The following is a 20,841-nucleotide window of genomic DNA, read 5'->3' as shown; positions in this document are numbered from 1 at the left end:
CTGGCTGAAAAATGCGTAGTGTTCGACCTCGCCAGGATGATTCAACGGCATTGCATACCTCTTTCCGACTAAATGGGCTATGAACGGCAGCTGTTGGCCGCTCTCGGCCTGACTAACTTATTTCAGCAAAGCGCTACTGCACATCAGGCACGCTTGCCTTTCAGCGCCTTATGTTCCCACGCTTGCTTGACCAGGCGCTTCACCACCGCAGCATCTGCCTTCGCCAGCTCGACCCGCACGCCAAGCACCTTGCTGCCCCAAATCAGCTTTTCGGCGAAGGAAGAATACAGCTCCAGCACTTCATCGCGCCTTTCGTCAGGGATGAAAATGTGGACGAATTCCTCTCCCGGCGGGACAGTGACAAAGATCTTTCCCTTCACGCGAAACGAGCCAAAATTGTGATGCGGCTCGTCGCTGACATCCGGCAGCGACATGGCGTAGGTGCGGACCGTCGCAAATTTCATTTCGCCGCCGGCTTCATGATTTGCGAGTGGACCTGGTTCACCATCATCAAGCCTGCGGAGCCGAAATGGGTGTGGTACTCCGCCACCATTTCACCCTTGATGATGACTGGATCTGTAGCCACCAGCGCCTTGGCCTCGTCGATGTTTTCAACTGCGAAGATGAAGATGCCGCGCGCGTCATCGACGCCATCCAGCGGGCCGGCATAGGCCAACTTGCGCTCGTTGGCCAGGCGCTGGATATTCGCCATATGGCCGGCGAACATCTCTGTCCGCTCCTGTCCGGCCGGTACCTTGTTCGGCCCCGTGCGCAGCACCACAAACACATACTTGCGCATGCCATGTTCATTCCCGCCCAGCGACTTTGCCAGCTGCGCATCGTACGCAGGCGATGTTGGCGCCTGCGCCTGTGCCGAGCAAGCCAGCAGCGCCAGCACCATCGCACTCAAGATTTTTTTCATTTGTCTCCCCTTATTTTTGGTATGCACTTTACTCTTCGATTGCTTCGATACCCTGTTCCTTGAGCTTATCAAGGTGATCAAGCATTTCCTGAAGGCGTTCGGGAGGGTGGCCGGTCCAGTCCTTGATCTCACCGATGATGCGCAGCGGTTCGCGCGAGCGGTATGATTTGGTAGGGTTGCCAGGGAAGCGCTTGTTCGTCAGGTTTGGATCATCCTCGATCGGGCCTGTCGGCTCCACGATATAGATCCTGCCGCGCCCCTCGCCCACTGCCAACTCGGCGCCCCAGGTTGCGGCTTCCAACGTTGCGCTGAGGTAGACAAAATTCGCTTGCCGCCTGCTGCCGTAATTGGATGTATAGCCGCGGCCAATCAGGTCGCCAACTTCCAGATCGGCTTTGGTGCCATGATAGAAAGGTCCCTCGATCACAATATCACCTTTAATTTTCGGCCACCGCTGATCGCAAAGCCCTCGCGCTCATAAAATGCCAGCGTCCTGTCGAACTGGGGTAAAGGTGGCGTCGTTACCTCCAGCCGCTTCCAGCCGCGCGAGCGGCCGAAAGCCTTGGCCTTGGAAAGAAGTTGCAAGCCCAGTTCTTTTGAACGGTATGCCGGGCGAACATAGAACTCCGGGATCGTGCCGAATGCGCCTTCAGCGTACAGTGAACAGCTTTCATAGAGCGCCACAAAGCCGGCGGCATGATCGCCATCCCAGGCGACAAAGACATAATACTTTTCCTGGGTGATGAAGGTTCCCAGCCGATCAATTGTCGCCGGCAAGTCAAAATTGAACGCCTGCTCGCCGATAGCGGCCATGATCTCGGCAAGCAGTTCACCGACCATTTCGGCGGTTTGAGAAACGTCGCGGTCCGTAGCGGCTCGAATCATCATGCACTAAACCTTTCTGGATCTGAAAACTGCCCTGTCAATTGCGGAATTCACGCAAGGCCTTTTTGAAGAAATGGCAAAGCGATTCATTGCCACAATTATGGCTCAGGAGTGTCTACAGTATCGGTGTCGATTCACAGTGCGGCACTCGGCCCAATTAATCATCCGAGTCGCCAGCCGAAAGATCCTCCCCTAGCAACTCAAGTCCTCCGATCACACCTTCATGGCGTGCCGCATCGTGCAGTTTGTAGGCTGAAAAGAGGCACATTACGAACGCCACAGCGCCGCAAGAGTAACACCAGACAGCTTCTTTGCCGTGCGGAGAGCGAAGCATGTGATCGAAAAGTGCGGCGGCAAAAATCACTGCGAAACAAGTAAAAGTGAATCGCCACCTCCGCTCGAACCGATCCAGTTCATCAGCACTCATGAGCTCTTCCATCAGGCTTCCCTCCAAGGATCAAGAACATCCACTTTATAAATCATAGCGCTCCATCAGTGCCTCGTGATAATCGACATTAGAGCCGGCGGCTTCGGCGAGGGCAATCCAGCACATTGGGTGCTCATAGCCCGCCGTCAGTTCGCGCAGCGTTTCGTCAATTGCGGCGGCGGGGGTGTCGGCGGGTGCCGCGACGAGGAAATAGACACCGGGGAGTTCGGTTTCCGTTTCATTGTCGAAGATTCTGTAGTCGTCATCACTGTGCACGATCCATTTCCAGCCACGAGCTGCGAACGCCTCAGTCAGAGTATTCAGCTCGCCCTCGCCGGGATGCGCGCCATCTACCAGGTAGCTGGTGCCGTAGCCACTTTGTTCGAGGACTTTGACGACCTTGTACAGTTGTACGAACTGGTTCGCCTCTCCCTCGTCGTCCGGAACGCTTTCAAGTGGTTGCGGATGGAATACGACCAACTGACCGAGGGTTTGACGCCGCATCGATCCCGAAAGCGAAACAATGCGCGCTGTGGCGGGGCCGGTACGGTGAGCGAAACGTTCCATCATTTCGCCGTCGTCCTCATACTGCACCCGTACGACTCCCCACTTTTCCTCAATCGGGCCCTCGCCTGCTTCGAACTCCATGCCAAGCGCAGCGCCCAACGCGCGCACGCTATCCCAGCGACGCAATGCGCTCGCAGCGACGATCGCTTCCCAATGTGCGTTCCCGGGCTCCCCCTCTTCGTCGATGATTTGCTCGAGCAAGATCAGCGCCTGCTCGAAATCGCCTTCACGCATTGCCGCAAAAGACCACAAGGCGCGCGCCGTTTCGTTACCCGGCTCCAGCTCGAGAACCGGCCTGGCGTGGCTGGCAACTTCATTCCAGCGCCCAGTTGCAAAAGCAAACCGGGCCAGGCACAAATGGGCCCGGATCGGATCGGATTCGCGCAGCATTCCGGCCAATGCCTGGGTACCCGCTTCCTCGCGGGCCTCGACCAGAACCGATTCCATTTCCTCGACTACTTCGGCCTTGGCAGATTGAGTGCGCAGGTAGGTCCACAAGTGGTCGCGGGCCGCATCCATTCCGCCGCAGGCACGCATAGCACGCGAAATGAGGACCGCCAGGCCTGCGTCCGAAGGCAGGCTGGCGGCCCCTGCCAGCAGCAGCTCCAGGTCCTGTTCGGCGTCAAGGTTTTCACCGCCGCTGACGTAATCAGCCAGTTCTTGCGCCGGCACGGGCAACTCGCGCACCGCAGGCATCGACGCCACCATCGCTTCCAGGTTGGAAAATGCTTCAGGAGCGCCCAGTGGCTGCTTCAATTTCGCGAGGTGCGGACGCGCAAGTTCCAGCATCAGGTTTGCCGACCAGCGCGCACCACGTGCAACAGCCAGGCGTACGTGGTACGCCAGGGCATCGAGGGTGAGACGGTGCGATCCAGATGCGCTGTACCGCCGCACTGCAGCAGCAGTACGGCGCCCAACCAGGTAATCGTTACGCCCAGGCGCCGACTGCAGAAGCACTTCAAGGCCGGCAGACAGGTCCAGGCATTCGCCAAACTCCTGTGCCTTTTCTTCCGGCGGCAGCATCGCCCACGCTTCCTCGGTTCGGCCGAGCAGCGCAAGCAGACGGAATCGCATGCAGGAACGGGCGTAGTGCTTGGGTGGATTATCGCTGTCAAAGCCCTGCTCTTCGATGTAGTCCAAAGTAGCGAGGGCAGTTTCAAACTGGCCCGCGGAAAATTGCGCTTGCGCTAATGGCTCGAACCAATCGACGCTTTGGTCCGCGCCGGTTTCCTGCAGCAAGGGCAACTGCTGGTCCGCAAACGCCAGGGCTTCCTCCGGCTTTGCTGCATCCACCAGGGCATTCATCATTTCGCTGCTGATGCAGCGGAAACACCCCCAGCTATTATCGATGCGCGCCAGTGTTTCCTTGCACACGGCGATGCGATCGGTCGCATAGCCTGCGCCGTCCACGTTCGCATAGCAGCAGGCGATGTCCTGGGTTGTGCACACGCTCTGCGGGCAATTGATGGTTTCGGGTCGATGCGCAAATTCGAACAGCGACACAGTGTCCTTCAGTGCTGCCTCGCCTTCCCTCCGGGTGCAGACCCGCGGATTGATTGTCCAGTGGCGGAAATACACCTCCAACCAGGGTAATCGCGCTGCCCGCGCTGCGGCCAAGGCTTCCGGCAACGCGGCTTGCGCGAGCTCCAGCCTGCCCCGGCTCGCATTGGTCGGAATCTCGTTGATCAGCTCCGCCAAACGGTGATTGCCGGCTTCCTCAAGGTCGCGGTGTGTGTCGAAAACCCACTTCCAGATATCCATTTGATTCCTTGTTATTCAGGTGTTGCTTGAGACCGGGTCAATACTTGCACAAGCTGGCTGAGGTCACGCAGGGCGCCGGTCAGTCCCTCCGCTGCCGGAAGCTTGCTCGTATCACCGGCCATCATCACGATCTTCATGGAGCGCAGCAGCGTCAGTGCATGCAGGCAGCCGGCAGTTTCGCCCTGCTCCCGATAAGCTTCCAGCAGGCTGGCGATCGCTGGGTTTTCGAGATTGATGTAAAGGCGCGACTTGATCTCGCCATTGATATTGCTGGTGAACTGGCGCACAAGTTGCAGCGCTGATTGGGCGATGCGCTGGTCCGATTCGTCCGACTCCAGTCTCTCCTTCAACTCTGCGTCCCGATCGGGAACGACCACCAGCGGCAGGTGCGCGGGCATGAAGCGTGCAGGCACCACCAGCTCACCATTGCCCAGGTGTCGCTTCAGCCATTCGGTGTGTTCTTCCGGCAGCTCGGCTTCCGCAAACAGCTGGCGGTTGCCTTTTTCGGTGCCGATCTCAATCAGCTTGCCACCACGCTGCTGTGCCCAGCGACGCAGGAAGCTGTGCACAGCGTAGCGATCGCCCTTCACCACCGGAATATGCATGGCCCGGCACACCATATCTTCGAAGCCGCCGCTGTCGCCCAGGCTAACGTGAATGGGACCATGTCCCTGCAGCTCCGACAAGGATAGGTCGCCGCGCGAGGTCGGAATGCGCACTGCGTCCAGCAGCAGCGTGAACAAATCATCGTTGCAAAGCGCCGCCGCCATCAATGCTTCGTTGTGACGGGCCAGGATCCGGCGCCATGCCGCAGGCTGGCTCGCCGCGATTTCTGCCAGTCCCTTTACAAGCGAATCGAGCAGGTCCGCCTGCGCGCATCCGTAATGGGCATCGCGTTGCAAGTCTTCGCGGCTGGCCGTCGGTGTAAGGTCATGTGACTCGATGACACCGCCGACAAAGCCGGCCCAGCGCGGCAGCAGGTCGCGGGCATCATCATCAAGCAGCATTCCGCGCACGAATACCTTCAGGTTGCGGTTGTCGCTGCTGCTGTACGTGGCGCCGTCCTGGATCCACAGGATGCCGCGCACGTCGCTGGCTGAAGTCTTTACCGGAATCGTGCAAATGGGTTCGAACTGCTGCTCGAATCGTGCTGCAAAGGCCAGGCTGCGCTTGCGCTGCTGCACCGGATGCTCGACTATATTGCCCTCCGCCTGGCGCCATGGCGGGGTGATTTCGTTGATACGTACATCGCCGCAATAGACCGGTTCCGGAAGCAAGGCGCAATAATGCCCCAGCAGGCGTTCCAGGCTGGAGGCGCTTGCCAGGTAGCGATGCGCCGGGCGCAGTTTCAACTCAATACAGGTTCCGATATTGCCGTCATTTGGCGCCGGTTCGACTGTGTAGGATTCGCCATTACTTGACTGGTAGCGCCAGGTTCGGCCAGGCTCCTGGTAGGAGGTTGTGATAACCGTAACCTGCTCCGCGACGACGAACGCAGACAGGAAGCCAAGGCCAAACATGCCGATCAGGGCGTCGCTCTGCGTGCGCAAGGTACGCGTGTAGCCTGCGCCAACTGTGGCGAGAAAAGCGTGGATTTCATGTTCCGACAGGCCGGAACCATTGTCCGTAATCCGCAGCACACCATTGAGCTTGTCGCCATCGAGCTGCAGTTTTCCAGTTTCCTGCCAATCCGGGCACTCAATGCGGCGGCGCGTGATGGAGTCGTGGGCATTCTGGATTAGCTCGCGCACCGCGACCAGCGGTGTCGAATAGAGATGTTTGCCGAGGACGGACAGCAGGCCGCCAAGGTCCACATTTGTTGCGTGTTGTTCTTTGATCATAGAAAAGAAAAAGGGCCGCGTATGCCAGCCCTTAAATCGTTGAAACGTTGGCGCCTCGCGAAGGCCAGGCCGTGAACATCATAGCTTGCGCAATGCAAGTAAAAACTCTCCAAATATCACGGGAGCTGCTTCCTTTAGCGCGGCGATCCACATTGGTTGTAATTACAGAACAGGTCGCCCTTGACATAAGATGCTGGCGTTAGTCGGCTTTTCGTCTAACTTGGCCCAATACAAACCGCCGTAGGAGTACAGGCGGCCGCGCACCATTTGGGCAGGTGCAGCGTCGATGGCGTTGTCACTGGCACTCGATGCTTCAAATGCTCCGTCGGGTTTGAAACGATAGGTAGTCCCACTATCGCAACTGCCTTCGCTGGAGGTGTACTCGGGCCATCGGCGAGCGTCCCATGACGTCACTGGCTTGAATTGCCGCAGCAGGGCCCATGCGCTGAAGTTCTTTCGCAAATACTCGATTCATCAGCTTTGATTGACTAATTTGCAATCCGTGCGGTTTGCCGCAAAAGGCGTGCTTCAGGCAAGCCCGGAAGGCCTTATTCAGCGCAATGCTGCGGCGACCTGGCCGCCAAACTCCGCCCCGTGCATACGCGCTGCCAGCCGGGTCGTGCGCACTGAACATGCCTTGGCCCCTGGGGAGCCATTTTGCTGCACGCAGCGATTATGGTGGAGCGCGGCAAAATCCTTTACCCCTTTGCTGGAGCCATGAACAGAGGCCAGGACGGCAACCAGCGCGATCGCAATTGCGACCTGCGCCTTGAACGGCAATGTCCAGTTATAGCGGATGAAGAACATGGAGCTCCCCTGAAAACCAACTCGCTCCCGATGCTACGCAGCCGATATTTCAGCTTGATGACCTGGCGCTTTCAAACCTGCCTCCGCTGGCGACGTAGAATGGAGGCACTATCCGGAAGGAGCATCCCGTGAAAATCACAGCCGCAGTCCGCAGTTCCGCCAATGCGCATGAGGCAACCGTCGCCACCAACGGCGTGTCGCAAGTACTTCAGGTGCCGGCGAAAGGCTCCGGGACGGGATCGGCAGTCAACGGTGGCGAGTTCCTGATGCTGGCCCTGGCCACATGCTATTGCAATGATGTTTACCGGGAAGCCGGACGGCTGCAAATTCCCGTCGAGGCGGTTTTCGTTGAAGCGAGCGCCGACTTTTCCGGGCGCGGGCTGGCCGCCACTAACGTACGTTACAGGGCCCGCATCACATCACCTGCTCAGGACGATGTGATTGCGGACCTGCTGCGGCAGACTGATGCCGTTGCCGAAGTCCATAACACCATCCGCTCCGGCACTTCGGTCACGCTGGATTGACGCCCGCAGTCTTATCGCTCATTTCGCAGGAGTGGTCAATCCCGCTGGTACAGCGCTTCGATAGTGCTCGATCCGAGCGAGTGTGCCTTCACCATATAGCCGGTGAGCGCACCCGATGCATTGTCCGGCAACTCGAGTTTTTGCGACAGCGCATACACGGTGAACTGGTAGCGGTGCACGCCATGCTTCTGCGGCGGGCACGCGCCACCAAAGCCTTTGGCGCCGTAGTCGTTGCTCATCGACTGGCTGCCCGTCGGTGCTGCTGCTCCAGCCGGCAAGGACACCACGTCCTTCGGGATGTTCACGAGTTGCCAGTGCCACCAGCCGCTGCCAGTCGGTGCGTCGGGATCGTGGACCATAATCGCAAAGGCTGCCGTGCCGGCTGGAACGCCAGTCCACGACAGTTGCGGCGACTGGTTTCCACCGCTACAGCCAAACCCCTGGAATTCCTGGGCCTTGGCCATGAACTTGCCGTTGCCGATGTCGGTGCTGGCCAGCGTCAGCGAACCCGCCAGCGCGGAGTTGGAGGCCAGCAGTGCTGCAAGAATGAGATAACGCATATGTGCTCCTGTAATGAAGAACGCATATGGTAGGCAGCAGCAGGAAAGCGGTTTAGCCCAAATCCAGCCAGAGTTTCGCCTTAATCGCTCATTCGCGCAGTGCTGGCCGAAATGCCGAGCTCTTAGAACGCGCAGGCTGACGCCATCTCCCGCCCCGCTTCGTCAGGCATCCTCGTTTTGCGCAGCTCTGTCGGAGTAGTGCCGAACAATTGCTTGAACTTGTCGGTAAAGCGCGACTGCGATTGATAGCCGCACTTTTCCGCTATGCGGCCGATAGGATCGAAGGTGGTCTGGACAAGGTGCAGGCCATAGCCAAGCTTCGCCCGGTCCTTGATCGCTTGCAGGGTTACCCCTTCCGCCGCGAGCTTGCGGCGCAGTGTCGATTCGCTGAGTGCCAACCGGCCGGCCACTTCGTCCGCTTTCAGGTCGCTGGCGAAGTCGGCGCTGATCATGCTGTGCACTTTGTGGCTAAGGCTTGGCGGCTGAACGACCGCGCTCACGTGCTCATACCCAAGGTGGTAGACCAGTTGGAGAATTTCCTGGCGGCGCGCGCCCCACATTGCTGGCGGCGCGAAGGACGACCATTCAACGAACTGCCGCAATGTATTCAGCAAGATCTGGCCAATCTGGCCCTGTACAAATGGTTCCGCCCTGCCTGATCTCGGGGGCAAGCAATGGAAGTCCTCAAACTCGAACTCGACGATCATGGCTCGGTATTCCGAGTCGCTCGGAATATTGCGCATGCTGATACTGGGGCGGTTCGACAGGATGATGAAGCTGCCGGCCAGGCAGTCAATCTCGCCGGGGTTGCCAAGCTTCTTGCTGCCATCCAGCACGCAGATAAGCATCGGCTTGATAATCGGCACATTGACGATCTTTTGTTCCTTGACCGAGGAATAGATGGAGAACGGCAGTGGCTTCCCCAGTTCGAGAAGCCGCTTCGCGTTAATCGTCAAAAGGTCGAGCGCCGCATTTTTCATCAATTTGCCTGAAACAGAATTTAATCCCGCAAGACTATTTTTTTCCGACGAGCTTGACACAGTATTGGGCAGCTTTCCGCGCCCAATGCGCTTGGTCGCGTGTGCAGCTCAAGCCAAATGGCGCATAAATCTCGCCAGCAAATGCGGGGGTAAGGTGGAGCGCTGCCAACAGCATCCAAACCGCATTTAAGACCATCTTCGTATCGCGCATCTTTTACTCCAATCCCCTCGTATACCCTGGCTGTTAATCGCCGAATCATAACTTCCCGAATGCAAGCAAAGTCTCTCCAACGGTAACAAAAAAGCCGCCGGGCTTTCGCACCGGCGGCTTTTTTTTTGTCAGCTCGCTGATTACTGTGCAGCAGCAGCTTCTTCAGCAGCAGCTTTCATCGACAGTTTCAGGCGGCCGCGCTCGTCGGTCTCGAGGACCTTCACGCGCACTTGCTGGCCTTCTTTCAGGTAGTCGGCAACGGCGTTAACACGCTCGTTGGCGATCTGCGAGATGTGCAGCAGGCCGTCTTTGCCAGGCATAACCTGGACGATGGCGCCGAAGTCCAGCAGCTTCAGGACGGTACCGTCGTAAGTCTTGCCCACTTCCACGGAAGCGGTCAGTTCTTCGATACGGCGCTTGGCTTCCTGGCCAGCAGCTGCATCGACGGAAGCGATGGTGACGATGCCGTCATCGCTGATGTCGATCTGGGTGCCGGTTTCTTCGGTCAGCGCGCGGATCACTGCGCCGCCCTTGCCGATCACGTCACGGATCTTCTCCGGGTTGATCTTGATGGTGATCAGGCGTGGAGCGAAGTCGGACAGCTCGGTCTTCACAGTCGGCATGGCCTTCTGCATTTCGCCCAGGATGTGCTGGCGGCCTTCTTTAGCCTGTGCCAGTGCAACCTGCATGATTTCCTTGGTGATGCCCTGGATCTTGATGTCCATCTGCAGCGCGGTAATGCCGTTGGCAGTACCAGCAACCTTGAAGTCCATGTCGCCCAGGTGATCTTCGTCGCCCAGGATGTCGGACAGGACGGCGAAGCGGCCGCCTTCCTTGATCAGGCCCATGGCGATACCGGCCACGTGTGCTTTCATCGGCACGCCGGCGTCCATCAGTGCCAGGCAGCCGCCGCAGACGGAAGCCATCGACGAGGAACCGTTGGATTCGGTGATTTCCGAAACCAGGCGCACGGAGTACGAGAAGTCTTCCGGTGCCGGCAGTGCGGCGATCAGTGCACGCTTGGCCAGGCGGCCGTGGCCGATTTCGCGGCGCTTAGGCGTACCAACACGGCCGGTTTCGCCGGTGGCGAACGGAGGCATGTTGTAGTGCAGCATGAAGTCATCGGTGTACTCGCCCATCAGGGCGTCGATCTTCTGCGAATCACGAGCAGTGCCCAGGGTCGCTACAACCAGTGCCTGCGTTTCGCCGCGGGTGAACAGGGCGGAACCGTGGGTACGTGGCAGCACGGAGGAACGGATCGAGATCGGACGCACGGTCTTGGTGTCGCGGCCGTCGATACGTGGCTCGCCTTGCAGGATCTGGGAGCGCACGACTTTGGCTTCCATGTCGAACAGGATGTTGCCGACTTCAACCGAGTCAGGAGCGTCAGCGCCGTGGGCGGCAGCTTCGGCAGCCAGGTCAGCCATCACTTCTGCGGACATGGCGCGCAGCTTGTCGGTGCGGGCTTGCTTGTCCTTGGTCTGGTAAGCAGCGTTGATCTTCGCTTCAGCGAAGTGGGCAACGCGGGCGATCAGGGCTTCGTTCTTGGCAGGTGCGGTCCACACTTGCTCAGGCTTGCCACCGTCGCGCACCAGTTCGTGGATCGCGTCGATCACTGCCTTCATCTGCTCGTGGCCGTATACAACGGCGCCCAGCATGATTTCTTCGGACAGTTGCTGCGCCTCGGATTCAACCATCAGCACGGCCGATTCGGTACCGGCAACCACCAGGTCCATCTCGGAGTCTTTGAGCTGGGAAGCGGTCGGGTTCAGGATGTACTGGCCGTTCTTGTAGCCGACGCGTGCTGCGCCGATCGGGCCGTTGAATGGCACGCCGGAGACGCACAGGGCGGCCGATGCACCGATCATGGAAGCGATGTCCGGATCGATCTCAGGATTCACGGACAACACGTGCACGATCACCTGGACTTCGTTCATGTAGCCCTCTGGGAACAGAGGACGGATTGGACGGTCGATCAGGCGGGAAGTCAGGGTTTCTTTTTCAGAAGGACGGCCTTCGCGCTTGAAGAAGCCGCCAGGGATTTTACCCGCTGCGTAGGTCTTCTCGAGGTAGTCGACGGTCAATGGGAAGAAGTCCTGGCCTGGTTTTGCGTCTTTACGCGCCACCACGGTTGCCAGTACCACGGTGTCATCCACCGATACCATTACCGCGCCGGATGCCTGGCGAGCGATTTCGCCGGTTTCCAGCGTCACGGTGTGTTGGCCGTACTGGAAGGTCTTCGTTACTTTGTTAAACATGGGTTTATCCCTCTTTCTCTTTAGCCGACAGATTTTCAGGAGCTGTCGTAGCACCTCACCACGGACGGCCAGTGGCCGCCTTACTGCAATAAAACTAACGGTTTAAAAAGTCAAAATGCCTGCGGCAGCGAGCTGGCGCAGGCATTTCTCGTTTAAACCTGGTAACGCAAGAATTACTTACGCAGGCCGAGTTTAGCGATCAGGTCGCGGTAACGGGTTGCGTCTTTGTTCTTCAGGTAAGCCAGCAGGGACTTACGACGGTTAACCATCATGATCAGGCCACGGCGGGAGTGGTGATCCTTGGAGTGTGCCTTGAAGTGGCCGTTCAGTTCGTTGATACGTGCGGTCAGCAGAGCAACTTGCACTTCTGGGGAGCCGGTGTCGTTTTGGCCACGAGCGTTGTCGGCGATGATGGCCGACTTGTTGATGTTTTCAACGGTCATTTTCTTACCTTTCACATGCGATGCACTGAGTCTTTGGAACCCGGAACATCGTGAATTACGTTTAATATAAAAATCCGGCCGGATGGCCAGACACGGGAGTATAACCGGAATGAGGGTCTAAAGCTACCGCCACACACGATCAGCCGTGAAAACCATTGTTCGAGTTGCTTTATTATCACTATTGCTGACTGCTTGCGCCGTCGCCCCGCCCTCCTGGCAGCGCGGAAACGACAGCTTCCGGCCGGTCCAGCTCGGGGTGACCACCCAGGCCGACCTGTTGCGCCTGTACGGCCCGCCAGACGACCGCACCTACCTGCAGTTACGCGACCTGACTGTCTGGAGCTACCGCTACAAGGAATCCGGCGTGTGGGACTCCATGATGCACATCATGATGGACCGCCAGGGCGTGGTGCGCGAAACCATGAGCGGCCCCGACCTCGAAAAAGAAGAGCGGGGCTTTTTCCGCTGAAACTACTGCACAGGCTCAAGGCCACTTTCTGTTTGGTCGTGCCAGATGCCATATTTATCGCCCTGCCATATAACAAGGTGGAACAGATAGGCATTAGCAAGCATGAGCAGGCCGCCAACCAGGCCAGCAGGGCTGAACAGGCCGGCCAGGCAACTCAGGTAGCCGCTGATATGGCTGGCGATGAGAACGCGGCGCGCCGTCTGCCGCGCGGGCTGCTCCAGTATCAGGTTAAACCAGAAGAAGCACTTCAAATGGATTGGCAGGTTTCGCCAATGGTCCGAGCTTTTGTCGATCACGAAATTCTCCTGTTTCAAGGTGGAAACATCAACTTCGAACACTGCGGCAAGACATTTCAATGATTCCAGGCTGGCGTTTTGCCCGTTTTCAATCCGCTGGATCGTGCGCACATTCAGCCCGGACATCTGGGCCAGTTGTTCCTGCGACAGGTTTCGGCTGATTCGGATTTTTTTCAGGATCATTGGTCTACCTCGTTGTTCGTGAGCCTTGAATATGGCGGAATTCGACGCCATCGACCACGACAATAGCCCGACATTCGCCCGAAAACCCGTTGCGGGTGGGCGTGAGCGAGGGAAAACTGGGGAAAGCAAGCGGGCCGCCCGCCGGGCGGCCCGTTTATAAGGTGGTGCGGCTTGGGTACTTAATCTTTAATCTCAAGCGCGCGATTGAGGCTCAAGGCCGCGAGCGAGCCGGCGGCACCGGACAGCAGGTACAGGCTGACATAAGCCAGGCCGAAGTGCGCCGACAAGCCCAGGGCAACCAGCGGGGCGAAGGCCGCACCGACCAGCCAGGCCAGGTCCGAGGTCAGCGCCGCGCCACTGTAACGGAAGCGTGACTCGAAATTGGCCGTCACGGCACCGGCAGCCTGGCCATAGGACAGGCCAAGCAGCGCGAAACCAAGCAGAATGAAGATGGTCTGTCCGGCATCCCCGCCCTGCATCAGCAGCGGAACGAAGCCACTGAACACGCCAATCATCACCGCCAGCGAACCCAGCGTGCGGCGGCGGCCGATGCGGTCTGCAATCCAGCCGGAAGCGACGATGCAGGCCGCAGCGATGAAGGCGCCGGCAATCTGGATCACCAGAAATTCACTGACCGAGCGCTCGGAATACAGCGTAATCCACGACAGCGGAAACACCGTCACCAGGTGGAACAAGGCGTAACTTGCCAGCGCAGCCAGGGCGCCGATCACCACGTTGCGACCTTGCGATTTAAACAACTCGCCAATATCGGTCGGCTGCAGCTCGCGCTCTTCCAGCAGGCGCGCGTATTCATTGGTGGACACCAGGCGCAGGCGCGCAAACAGGGCCACCACATTGATCGCGAACGCCACGTAGAACGGGTAACGCCAGCCCCAGTCGAGGAAATCTTCCGACGACAGGCTCGACAGCAGGAAGGAGAACAGGCCCGCCGCGATGATGAAGCCGGTCGGCGCGCCGAGCTGGCCCAGCATCGCGTACCAGCCGCGCTTCTCTTGCGGCGCATTCAGGGCCAGCAGCGACGGCAAGCCATCCCAGGAGCCGCCCAGTGCAATGCCCTGCCCGAAACGCAGCATGGCCAGCAAGGCCAGCGCGCCCAAGCCGCTTTGGCTATAGGTGGGCAGGAAGGCCATGCCGGCCGTCGAGGCGCCCAGCAGGAATAGCGCGGCTGTCAGCTTGGCCTCACGCCCGAACCGCAATTGGATCGCCATGAAGGTCGCCGTACCCAGCGGCCTTGCCAAAAATGCAAAAGAGAAGATCACAAAGGAGTACAGCATCCCGTCCAGGTGCGAGGCAAACGGGAAAAACACCGCCGGGAAGACCAGGACGGAGGCAATGGCATAAACAAAAAAGTCGAAATATTCGGAAGCCCGGCCAATCACCACACCGACGGCAATTTCGCCGGGTGCAATGTGCTGGTCGCTCGAATCGGATGGCCGCATCGGAATACCGTGGGCTGGTGCGGACATACTTTGCATGGTTCAGTCTCCTGTTTCTCACCGGTTGAGAGATATCACCGGTGCTTATTACTGTTATCTAACCTGCTGGTAGGACAATATGTCCAATTTCGCGCCTTGTCCAGACCCCTCAAAATAGAAAGATTCTTGACTTAGGACATTGTTTCTTGCGCATGCCTATATTACTTCTCCTCCTCGCAGCCGTCTGCCTTACAGGCTGCAATACCATCGTTATGAACCCTGCCGGTGACGTTGCTTCGCAACAGGCGCACCTGGTGACCATTTCGACGCTACTCATGTTGCTGATCATCGTACCGGTGATCGCATTGACTGTTCTGTTCGCTTGGCGTTACAGAAAAGGCAATACCAACGCTAAATATACACCTGACTGGGACCACTCGACCCAACTCGAACTGGTGATCTGGGGCGCCCCGCTGATGATCATCATCGTGCTCGGCCTGCTGACCTGGATCAGCACCCACCTGCTCGACCCATACCGTCCACTCAGCCGCATCGACGAAAAACGTCCGCTGGCAGCTGACCACAAGCCGCTGGTCGTGCAAGTGGTGGCCATGGACTGGAAATGGCTGTTCATCTACCCGGAACAGGGCATCGCCACCGTCAACGAACTGGTGACCCCGATCGACACCCCGATCCGCTTCAAGATCACTGCGTCGACCGTGATGAACTCGTTCTACATCCCAGCACTGGCCGGCCAGATCTACGCCATGCCGGGCATGGACACCACCCTCAACGCGGTGCTGAACAAGCCAGGTACCTATGAAGGCTTCTCGGCCAATTACAGCGGCGCGGGCTTCTCGCACATGCGCTTCAAGTACCACGGCGTGTCGACCGCCGACTTCGACGCCTGGGTCGCCAAGACCAAGGCCGGCGGCGGCAACCTGAACCGTGCTGACTATATGGCCCTCGAAAAGCCAAGCGAGCGCGAACCTGTGCGCCGTTATGGCGCGGTTGAAAACGAGCTGTACACCGCGATCATCAACCGCTGCGTCGAACCGGGTTCGACCTGCGCCAGCCAGACCATGGCCAACGATGCCGCCCGCGTGCGCGCTGTCGCCGCCAAGAAAGAAATGGAAGCGCGCATCTGCACGCCAAACGATTCCTACGCTGAAGCCAAGCAGGACGTCGCCCTCGCATCTACTTCCCGCAAGAACTGATTATGGAAAACCAAACCCTCCACCCCTTGCTGGGCCGGCTGAGCTGGGACGCGATCCCTTATCATGAGCCGATCCTTATCGCCACCTTTGCCATGGTGGTCCTGGGCGGCCTGGCCGTCATGGGCGCCATGACCAAATACCGCCTGTGGGGCCCGCTGTGGCGCGACTGGGTCACCAGTATCGACCACAAGAAAATCGGCATCATGTACATGGTGCTTGGCCTGGTCATGCTGCTGCGCGGCTTTGCCGACGCGCTGATGATGCGCTTGCAGCAAGCGGTCGCTTTCGGCGACAGCATGGGCTACCTGCCTCCGCACCACTACGACCAGATCTTCACCGCCCACGGCGTGATCATGATCTTCTTCGTGGCGATGCCGTTCGTGACCGGCTTGATGAACTACGTGGTGCCGCTGCAGATCGGCGCACGCGACGTGGCGTTCCCGTTCCTGAACAACTTCTCCTTCTGGATGACCGCATTCGGCGGCGGCCTGACCATGGTCTCGCTGTTCGTCGGCGAATACGCGAAAACCGGCTGGCTGGCTTACCCGCCGCTGTCCGGCATCCTGGCCAGCCCTGACGTCGGCGTGGATTACTACATCTGGTCCCTGCAGGTTGCGGGGGTCGGGACATTGCTCTCGGGGGTCAACCTGATCGCGACCATCGTCAAGATGCGCGCACCAGGCATGAAGCTGATGAAGATGCCTGTCTTCACCTGGACCTCGCTGTGCACCAACGTGCTGATCGTGGTGACCTTCCCTGTGCTGACCGCCGTACTGGCCATGCTGTCGCTGGACCGCACCTTCGGTACCCACTTCTTCACCAGCGATTTCGGCGGCGATTCCATGCTGTACGTGAACCTGATCTGGATCTGGGGCCACCCTGAGGTGTACATCCTGGTGCTGCCGGTCTTCGGCGTGTTCTCGGAAATCGTTTCGACCTTCTCCGGCAAGCGCCTGTTCGGCTACACCTCGATGGTGTACGCGACCGTGGTGATTACCATCCTGTCCTACCTGGTATGGCTGCACCACTTCTTCACCATGGGCTCCGGCGCCAGCGTGAACTCGTTCTTCGGCATCACGACGATGATCATTTCGATCCCTACCGGCGCCAAGATCTTCAACTGGCTGTTCACCATGTACCGCGGCCGCATCCGCTTTGAACTGCCGATGATGTGGACGATCGCCTTCATGATCACCTTCGTTATCGGTGGCATGACCGGCGTGCTGCTGGCGGTTCCTCCTGCCGACTTCGTGCTGCACAACTCCCTGTTCCTGATCGCCCACTTCCACAACGTGATCATCGGCGGCGTGGTGTTCGGCGTGTTCGCTGCAATTAACTACTGGTTCCCGAAAGCCTTCGGCTACAAGCTGGACGTGTTCTGGGGCAAAGTCTCCTTCTGGTGCTGGGTGGTCGGCTTCTACCTCGCCTTCATGCCGCTGTACGTACTGGGCCTGATGGGCGTGACCCGCCGCATGAGCCATTTCGAAGATCCTTCGCTGCAGATCTGGTTCCAGGTTGCCGCTCTTGGCGCAGTCCTGATCGCTGGCGGTATCGGCTCGATGCTGGTGCAGTTCTATGTGTCCTACCGTCGCCGCGATGCACTGCGCGACGTGACCGGCGACCCATGGGATGGCCGTACCCTGGAGTGGTCGACTTCGTCCCCTCCTCCGGACTACAACTTCGCATTCACTCCGCGCGTGTACGACAACGACACCTGGACCGATATGAAGCGCAGGAACTACCTGCGTCCAGTGACCGACTTCGTGGCGATCCACATGCCGAAGAACACCGCGGCAGGCTTCGTCATCGCCGGCCTGAGCGCCGCGACCGGCTTCGCCCTGGTCTGGCAGATGTGGATCTTCGCTGTGCTCGGCCTGGTGGCCACTGTGGGCGCCGCGATCATCCATACCTTTAACTACAAGCGCGATTACTACATCCCGGCCGAAGAAGTCGTTGTGACCGAAGCCGAGCGCACCCGTACCCTGGAGGCCGCCAATGTCTGAACTCGTTCTTGATCCTGCAAAGGCAGGTGCGCACGGCGCGCAAGACGACATGCCGTTCCACGTCCGCGAACACCATCCGGAGAACGGCACCCTGTTGGGCTTCTGGCTTTACCTGATGAGCGATTGCCTGATCTTCGCCGTCCTGTTCATCGCTTACGCAGTCCTGGGCCGCAACTTTGCGGGCGGCCCGTCCGGCGCCGAACTGTTCGACCTGCCGCTGGTGGCACTGAACACCAGCTTCCTGCTGCTATCGTCGATCACCTACGGCTTCGCGATGCTGGCTTCGCAGCGCGCCAAGCTGGGCACCACCCTGGTATGGCTGGCGGTCACCGGCCTGTTCGGGCTGGGCTTCCTCGGCCTGGAAATGTTCGAGTTCGTGCACCTGATCCATGAAGGCGCCGGCCCGCAGCGCAGTGCTTTCCTGACCTCGTTCTTCGCGCTGGTCGGTACCCACGGCCTGCACGTGACCTTCGGCGTGATCTGGCTGGTCACCCTGATGTTCCAGCTGAACCGCCACGGCCTGACCGAAGCCAACACCCGCCGCCTGATGTGCCTGTCGATGTTCTGGCACTTCCTGGACGTGATCTGGATCGGCGTCTTTACCTTTGTCTACCTGATGGGAGTCCTGCCATGAGCGCACACCACGACCACGAACACGGCCACGGCCATGGCGCTCACGACGACGGCCATGACCACGGCAGCCTGAAAAGCTACGCCATCGGCTTCATCCTGTCGGTGATCCTGACCGCGATTCCGTTCTGGCTCGTCATGGGCCATGTGATCAAGGACTCGAGCACCACCGCCTTCGTCATCCTCGGCTTCGCTGCAGTGCAGATCGTGGTTCACATGATCTACTTCCTGCACATGAACTCCCGTTCGGAAGGCGGCTGGAGCTTGCTGGCACTGATCTTCACCATCGTCCTGGTCGGCATTGTGCTGACCGGTTCGATCTGGGTCATGTACCACCTGAACCACAATATGATGCCGTCCATGGGCCCGGCCGGCAGTTCCTCCGTGCAGCAGATGCACGACATGCCTTGAACAAAGCGCGCACCGCCTCCCCGCGGGCGCGCCTTTTTTGGGCCGCCGGGATTTCGCTCGCCTGCGCAGTATTCCTGGCGCTCGGAACCTGGCAGCTGTTTCGCATGCAGTGGAAGCATGAACTGATCGAGCGCGTCAACCAGCGCGCCCATGCAGCTCCTGTTTCCGCCCCCGCCCCTTCCGATTGGCCGTCCCTTACGGCCGACAATGCCGAATACCGGCATGTGCAAGTTTCCGGCACCCTGCTGCTCGATCGCAGCACCCTGGTGCAGGCTTCGACCCAACTCGGGCCCGGCTTCTGGGTCATGACGCCGCTGCAGACTGCTGCGGGCGACATCGTCTTCGTTAATCGCGGCTATATCGCCGACCGCAAGGCCGGCACCGGCACCGGTACGGCCCGAGCCGTGCTTACCGGCTTGCTGCGCATGAGCCAACAGGACGGCGACCTGCTGCGCAAGAATGATGCTGCCGGCCAGCGCTGGTATTCGCGCGACGTGCAAGCCATTGCTGCCGCAAGCGGCCTGGCGAAAGTTGCCCCCTACTTCATCGATGCCGACGCCAGCCCTGCCCCGCAGGCCGGGCAGCCCGTCGGCGGCCTCACCGTGATCGCTTTCCGTGATAATCACCTTGTATACGCGTTGACTTGGTATGCTCTAGCGTTGATGATCATCGGACGCACATGGCAAATCACTCGGAAAACACGGCGGAACCTGGCGGAATGATGTCCTTGTCCCTCGCGGCGGGCGTCGGCGACACTACCGGCCACAAAAACATGCTGTACCTGATCCGGCTGCGCTGGATCGCGGTGCTGGGCCAGGTCACGACCATTGCCGGCGTCACGCTTGGCCTGGGCCTCGAGCTGCCAATGCCGCAGATGCTGACGGTGCTGGCCTGCCTGATCGCCTTCAACATCGGCAGCCATTTGCGCTGGCACGAGAACCCGATCGTCACCAACAACGAAATGCTCCTGGCGCTGCTGGTCGACGTGGCCAGCCTGACGGCGCAATTGCATTTCAGCGGCGGCACCACCAATCCTTTTGCTTTCCTCTACCTGCTGCAGGTGATCCTGTCGGCGGTGCTGCTTGACGCCTGGGCTGCCTGGACCATCGTCGGCATCACAGGCGCCTGCCTGGGCGGCCTGGCCATGTTCTCCAAGCCGCTGCCCCAATTGCTGGAGAATGAAAGCGCCTTCGCCGGACTATACGTAGTGGGCATGCTGCTCTGCTTCCTGCTGAACGCGGGCCTGCTGGTGATCCTGATCAAACGCATCACCGGCAACCTGCGCGAGCGCGATGCTCACCTGGCGGACCTGCGCCAGCGTGCCGCCGAGGAGGACCATATCGTGCGCATGGGCCTTTTGGCATCCGGCGCCGCCCACGAACTTGGTACGCCGATGGCGACCATGGCGGTCCTGCTCGGCGACTGGCGGCGCATGCCCGAATTTACAGGGAACGCGACGCTGCAGGAGGAGATCGAGGAGATGCAGACCCAGCTCCAGCGCTGCAAGACCATCGTTACCGGCATCCTGCTGTCGGCAGGCGAGCTGCGCGGCGAATCGTCAGCCAAGACCACCCTGCGCTCCTTTCTTGACGAGATGCTGGATGAGTGGCGCAGCAACCGTCCGGTCCTGGCTTTCGAATACGACGACCGGTTGCCGAGCGACCTGCCGGTAGTGTTCGACTCCGCACTCAAACAAACAATTTTCAACTTGCTCGACAACGCGCTGGAGGCCTCGCCGCTATGGGTCAAGCTGGAAGCGTCGGCGGACGACGAAGTACTGAAGCTGGCGGTGAGCGACCGCGGCCCCGGTTTTGCTCCGGCCATGCTGGCGCAATTCGGTAAGCCATACCAGTCGAGCAAAGGGCGTCCCGGCAGCGGCCTGGGGCTGTTCCTGGTGGTGAACGTGATTCGTACGCTGGGCGGCACTGTCGAAGCGCGCAACCTGGACAAGGGCGCGCTGGTCGAACTGCGCCTGCCGCTGTCGGCAATTGCACTCGAATAGGAAAAGCA

The 20,841-nt window shown here is 59.4% G+C and carries 22 protein-coding genes; 8 read left to right on the top strand and 14 right to left on the bottom strand.

The features are described from left to right. Positions 1–143 precede the first annotated feature (143 nt). The 8 genes from ASE26_RS02865 to ASE26_RS02830 form a co-directional block, all read right to left on the bottom strand. The gene (locus ASE26_RS02865) at positions 144–464 is read right to left on the bottom strand and encodes an MmcQ/YjbR family DNA-binding protein (protein ID WP_057245551.1); all 321 of its coding nucleotides are present in this window, start codon (positions 462–464) and stop codon (positions 144–146) included. Then, positions 461–922 (bottom strand): YciI family protein, encoded by a 462-nt coding sequence (locus ASE26_RS02860; RefSeq protein WP_057245550.1) that lies wholly within the window; start codon positions 920–922, stop codon positions 461–463. The genes ASE26_RS02865 and ASE26_RS02860 overlap by 4 nt, the downstream gene beginning before the upstream one ends. 28 nt (positions 923–950) lie before the next feature. Beyond that, complete coding sequence (gene arr / locus ASE26_RS02855; protein ID WP_055935614.1) at positions 951–1,364, bottom strand: NAD(+)--rifampin ADP-ribosyltransferase; 414 nt, start codon at positions 1,362–1,364, stop codon at positions 951–953. Next, a complete protein-coding gene (locus ASE26_RS02850) occupies positions 1,346–1,810 on the bottom strand; it encodes a GNAT family N-acetyltransferase (RefSeq protein WP_055935612.1) in 465 nt (154 codons plus the stop codon). Before ASE26_RS02850 ends, arr begins: the two co-directional genes overlap by 19 nt. A gap of 154 nt (positions 1,811–1,964) precedes the next feature. Beyond that, positions 1,965–2,246 carry a hypothetical protein gene (locus tag ASE26_RS02845; protein WP_055935609.1) on the bottom strand — a complete coding sequence of 94 codons (282 nt, stop codon included), beginning with the start codon at positions 2,244–2,246 and terminating at the stop codon, positions 1,965–1,967. A 33-nt stretch (positions 2,247–2,279) separates the two neighbouring features. Next, on the bottom strand, positions 2,280–4,562 hold the full coding sequence (locus tag ASE26_RS02840; protein ID WP_057245549.1) for a hypothetical protein: 2,283 nt from the start codon (positions 4,560–4,562) through the stop codon (positions 2,280–2,282). Between the two features lie 11 nt (positions 4,563–4,573). Then, positions 4,574–6,403: an ATP-binding protein gene (locus ASE26_RS02835; RefSeq protein ID WP_055935604.1), complete on the bottom strand. Its 1,830-nt coding sequence runs from the start codon at positions 6,401–6,403 to the stop codon at positions 4,574–4,576. A 552-nt stretch (positions 6,404–6,955) separates the two neighbouring features. Then, the gene (locus ASE26_RS02830) at positions 6,956–7,210 is read right to left on the bottom strand and encodes a hypothetical protein (RefSeq protein ID WP_055935601.1); all 255 of its coding nucleotides are present in this window, start codon (positions 7,208–7,210) and stop codon (positions 6,956–6,958) included. A 128-nt stretch (positions 7,211–7,338) separates the two neighbouring features. Between ASE26_RS02830 and ASE26_RS02825 the strand changes: the two genes are divergently transcribed. Beyond that, on the top strand, positions 7,339–7,734 hold the full coding sequence (locus ASE26_RS02825) for an OsmC family protein (RefSeq protein WP_055935598.1): 396 nt from the start codon (positions 7,339–7,341) through the stop codon (positions 7,732–7,734). A gap of 35 nt (positions 7,735–7,769) precedes the next feature. Here ASE26_RS02825 and ASE26_RS02820 read toward each other — a convergent pair whose 3' ends face one another. The 4 genes from ASE26_RS02820 to rpsO form a co-directional block, all read right to left on the bottom strand. Further along, positions 7,770–8,294, bottom strand: a complete 525-nt coding sequence (locus tag ASE26_RS02820) for a YbhB/YbcL family Raf kinase inhibitor-like protein (RefSeq protein WP_057245548.1) — start codon at positions 8,292–8,294, stop codon at positions 7,770–7,772. A 122-nt stretch (positions 8,295–8,416) separates the two neighbouring features. Continuing rightward, positions 8,417–9,274: a helix-turn-helix transcriptional regulator gene (locus ASE26_RS02815; protein WP_057245547.1), complete on the bottom strand. Its 858-nt coding sequence runs from the start codon at positions 9,272–9,274 to the stop codon at positions 8,417–8,419. Between the two features lie 351 nt (positions 9,275–9,625). Then, positions 9,626–11,743, bottom strand: coding sequence for a polyribonucleotide nucleotidyltransferase (gene pnp / locus ASE26_RS02810; protein ID WP_055935589.1), 2,118 nt, complete (start codon positions 11,741–11,743; stop codon positions 9,626–9,628). A 173-nt stretch (positions 11,744–11,916) separates the two neighbouring features. Continuing rightward, entirely contained in the window at positions 11,917–12,186 is a 270-nt protein-coding gene (rpsO, locus tag ASE26_RS02805; protein ID WP_028104326.1) for a 30S ribosomal protein S15, read from the bottom strand. A 181-nt stretch (positions 12,187–12,367) separates the two neighbouring features. Here rpsO and ASE26_RS02800 point away from each other — a divergent pair, with 181 nt between their 5' ends. Further along, positions 12,368–12,655, top strand: coding sequence for a hypothetical protein (locus ASE26_RS02800; RefSeq protein ID WP_055935586.1), 288 nt, complete (start codon positions 12,368–12,370; stop codon positions 12,653–12,655). 2 nt (positions 12,656–12,657) lie between these two features. Here ASE26_RS02800 and ASE26_RS02795 read toward each other — a convergent pair whose 3' ends face one another. Together ASE26_RS02795 and ASE26_RS02790 are read right to left on the bottom strand one after the other, a co-directional pair. Then, the gene (locus tag ASE26_RS02795; protein WP_055935583.1) at positions 12,658–13,134 is read right to left on the bottom strand and encodes a helix-turn-helix domain-containing protein; all 477 of its coding nucleotides are present in this window, start codon (positions 13,132–13,134) and stop codon (positions 12,658–12,660) included. Between the two features lie 179 nt (positions 13,135–13,313). Continuing rightward, positions 13,314–14,621, bottom strand: a complete 1,308-nt coding sequence (locus tag ASE26_RS02790; protein WP_055936396.1) for an MFS transporter — start codon at positions 14,619–14,621, stop codon at positions 13,314–13,316. A 221-nt stretch (positions 14,622–14,842) separates the two neighbouring features. Between ASE26_RS02790 and cyoA the strand changes: the two genes are divergently transcribed. Genes cyoA through ASE26_RS02760 form a run of 6 tightly spaced genes read left to right on the top strand, consistent with a single transcriptional unit; the run spans position 14,843 to position 20,833 of the window. Next, positions 14,843–15,787 (top strand): ubiquinol oxidase subunit II, encoded by a 945-nt coding sequence (gene cyoA / locus ASE26_RS02785; RefSeq protein WP_229207261.1) that lies wholly within the window; start codon positions 14,843–14,845, stop codon positions 15,785–15,787. 2 nt (positions 15,788–15,789) lie between these two features. Beyond that, complete coding sequence (gene cyoB / locus ASE26_RS02780; protein WP_055935577.1) at positions 15,790–17,790, top strand: cytochrome o ubiquinol oxidase subunit I; 2,001 nt, start codon at positions 15,790–15,792, stop codon at positions 17,788–17,790. A gap of 49 nt (positions 17,791–17,839) precedes the next feature. Continuing rightward, positions 17,840–18,424, top strand: a complete 585-nt coding sequence (gene cyoC, locus ASE26_RS02775) for a cytochrome o ubiquinol oxidase subunit III (RefSeq protein ID WP_156398169.1) — start codon at positions 17,840–17,842, stop codon at positions 18,422–18,424. Beyond that, the gene (gene cyoD, locus ASE26_RS02770; protein WP_055935571.1) at positions 18,421–18,831 is read left to right on the top strand and encodes a cytochrome o ubiquinol oxidase subunit IV; all 411 of its coding nucleotides are present in this window, start codon (positions 18,421–18,423) and stop codon (positions 18,829–18,831) included. The genes cyoC and cyoD overlap by 4 nt, the downstream gene beginning before the upstream one ends. Further along, positions 18,828–19,553 carry an SURF1 family protein gene (locus ASE26_RS02765; protein ID WP_055935568.1) on the top strand — a complete coding sequence of 242 codons (726 nt, stop codon included), beginning with the start codon at positions 18,828–18,830 and terminating at the stop codon, positions 19,551–19,553. The genes cyoD and ASE26_RS02765 overlap by 4 nt, the downstream gene beginning before the upstream one ends. Beyond that, positions 19,550–20,833, top strand: a complete 1,284-nt coding sequence (locus ASE26_RS02760) for an ATP-binding protein (protein WP_229207260.1) — start codon at positions 19,550–19,552, stop codon at positions 20,831–20,833. The genes ASE26_RS02765 and ASE26_RS02760 overlap by 4 nt, the downstream gene beginning before the upstream one ends. Positions 20,834–20,841 lie beyond the last annotated feature (8 nt).

The sequence above is a fragment of the Duganella sp. Root198D2 genome (assembly GCF_001428585.1).
Classification (GTDB): Bacteria; Pseudomonadota; Gammaproteobacteria; order Burkholderiales; family Burkholderiaceae_D; genus Rugamonas.
Note: the sequence above shows the minus strand (reverse complement) of the source record. Positions and strands in the feature narration are given on the sequence as shown.

Coding starts and splice junctions, on each gene's coding strand:
- rpsO (WP_028104326.1), bottom strand. CDS start 12,186: ATGACCGTTGAAAACATCAACAAGTCGGCCATCATCGCCGACAACGCT.
- ASE26_RS02830 (WP_055935601.1), bottom strand. CDS start 7,210: ATGTTCTTCATCCGCTATAACTGGACATTGCCGTTCAAGGCGCAGGTC.
- cyoA (WP_229207261.1), top strand. CDS start 14,843: ATGAACCCTGCCGGTGACGTTGCTTCGCAACAGGCGCACCTGGTGACC.
- ASE26_RS02795 (WP_055935583.1), bottom strand. CDS start 13,134: ATGATCCTGAAAAAAATCCGAATCAGCCGAAACCTGTCGCAGGAACAA.
- ASE26_RS02835 (WP_055935604.1), bottom strand. CDS start 6,403: ATGATCAAAGAACAACACGCAACAAATGTGGACCTTGGCGGCCTGCTG.
- ASE26_RS02760 (WP_229207260.1), top strand. CDS start 19,550: ATGATGTCCTTGTCCCTCGCGGCGGGCGTCGGCGACACTACCGGCCAC.
- ASE26_RS02820 (WP_057245548.1), bottom strand. CDS start 8,294: ATGCGTTATCTCATTCTTGCAGCACTGCTGGCCTCCAACTCCGCGCTG.
- cyoD (WP_055935571.1), top strand. CDS start 18,421: ATGAGCGCACACCACGACCACGAACACGGCCACGGCCATGGCGCTCAC.
- ASE26_RS02860 (WP_057245550.1), bottom strand. CDS start 922: ATGAAAAAAATCTTGAGTGCGATGGTGCTGGCGCTGCTGGCTTGCTCG.
- ASE26_RS02815 (WP_057245547.1), bottom strand. CDS start 9,274: ATGAAAAATGCGGCGCTCGACCTTTTGACGATTAACGCGAAGCGGCTT.
- ASE26_RS02865 (WP_057245551.1), bottom strand. CDS start 464: ATGAAATTTGCGACGGTCCGCACCTACGCCATGTCGCTGCCGGATGTC.
- ASE26_RS02845 (WP_055935609.1), bottom strand. CDS start 2,246: ATGGAAGAGCTCATGAGTGCTGATGAACTGGATCGGTTCGAGCGGAGG.
- cyoC (WP_156398169.1), top strand. CDS start 17,840: ATGCCGTTCCACGTCCGCGAACACCATCCGGAGAACGGCACCCTGTTG.
- ASE26_RS02790 (WP_055936396.1), bottom strand. CDS start 14,621: ATGTCCGCACCAGCCCACGGTATTCCGATGCGGCCATCCGATTCGAGC.
- cyoB (WP_055935577.1), top strand. CDS start 15,790: ATGGAAAACCAAACCCTCCACCCCTTGCTGGGCCGGCTGAGCTGGGAC.
- ASE26_RS02840 (WP_057245549.1), bottom strand. CDS start 4,562: ATGGATATCTGGAAGTGGGTTTTCGACACACACCGCGACCTTGAGGAA.
- pnp (WP_055935589.1), bottom strand. CDS start 11,743: ATGTTTAACAAAGTAACGAAGACCTTCCAGTACGGCCAACACACCGTG.
- ASE26_RS02850 (WP_055935612.1), bottom strand. CDS start 1,810: ATGATGATTCGAGCCGCTACGGACCGCGACGTTTCTCAAACCGCCGAA.